General features: G+C 46.8%; 1 protein-coding gene. It reads left to right on the forward strand.

Annotation, left to right across the window (positions count from 1 at the left end):
- The first annotated feature begins 228 nt into the window (after nucleotides 1-228).
- Nucleotides 229-1,107, forward strand: a complete 879-nt coding sequence (locus H8K32_RS19910) for a MotA/TolQ/ExbB proton channel family protein (protein ID WP_186914374.1) — start codon at nucleotides 229-231, stop codon at nucleotides 1,105-1,107.
- Nucleotides 1,108-1,249: the final 142 nt, after the last annotated feature.

Consider the following 1,249-nt stretch of genomic DNA (forward strand, 5'->3'; position numbering starts at 1 on the left):
TTCCGCGGTTTGGATAATGCAGTGCGCTCACAGTTGATGTCGGGTTCATGCAAAAACAAACCAGGTACCGTGGACGGCAAACCGCAACAGACTTGGACTAAGGTTCAGTACGTGTGGAAGCTTGACTAATAAAATGCTTGCGTAGCAGCGCTGCGCAAACTAAAGAAAAATAGCTCGATGCAAATCGACAATATTTAAATCTAATTAACTGAGTAAGGAAGTAAGTTTATGAAATCTCGTTTCTCCGCATTCCTGGCGACTGCCCTCTTGGCATTGAGCGCTACTGTTGTTGCTCCAGTTTTCGCTGACGAAGCAGCTTCTGCTCCTGCAGCGCCAGCAGCTTCTGCTACTGCACCAGCAGCACCAGTTGACGCCGCAGCACCAGCAGCCGCTCCAGCGGATGCAGCAGCACCAACTAAAGAAGTTATCGAAAATCCATACGGTTTAGATGCATTGTGGAAAACTGGTGACTTTATTGCTAAAGGCACATTGATTATCATGGCAATCATGTCCATGGGTTCTTGGTACATTCTGATCACTAAGATCATCGATCAAGTGAAATTGTCTGGTCAGGCAACTGATGCACGTACAAAGTTCTGGAAAGCAGCATCTGTTCAGGCTGGTTCTGCAACATTGAAAGAAGGCAGCCCATTCCGTTTCATCGCTGACTCTGGTATCAAAGCAACTGAACACCACGAAGGCGCATTGTTAGAGCAAATCGACCTGAACACTTGGGTTTCTATGTCTATCCAACGTGCTGTTGATAAAGTTCAAAGCCGTTTGCAAGATGGCCTGGCATTTTTGGCGACGGTTGGTTCTACAGCACCGTTCGTTGGTTTGTTCGGTACAGTATGGGGTATCTACCACGCGTTGACAGCGATCGGTATGTCCGGTCAAGCTTCCATCGATAAAGTTGCTGGTCCAGTTGGTGAAGCGCTGATCATGACGGCGATTGGTTTGGCAGTAGCGGTTCCAGCAGTGTTGGGTTACAACTTCCTGGTACGTCGCAACAAGAGCTCTATGGAAGAAGTTCGCGCATTTGCCGCTGACCTGCACTCTGTTGTGTTGTCTGGCAGCATGAGCAAAGTAGCAAAAAAAGCAGCTTAAGCTTCGCTTTGAAATAAAAACCTCTCACCACAGAGGCACAGAAGCACAGCAAAAACCGTAGAGCAACACAGTATTTATTTGCTCTACGGTTTTTAAAAGTGATGATGAGTTAGTGGTTTTGAACGTTAAAGTAATCTGAAAG

This window comes from Cognatundibacterium jejuense (genome assembly GCF_014284255.1).
Lineage (GTDB): Bacteria > Pseudomonadota > Gammaproteobacteria > Burkholderiales > Burkholderiaceae_D > Undibacterium > Undibacterium jejuense.

Bases quoted from the DNA above. Each gene is read 5' to 3' on its own strand.
- H8K32_RS19910 (WP_186914374.1), top strand. From the start codon at position 229: ATGAAATCTCGTTTCTCCGCATTCCTGGCGACTGCCCTCTTGGCATTG.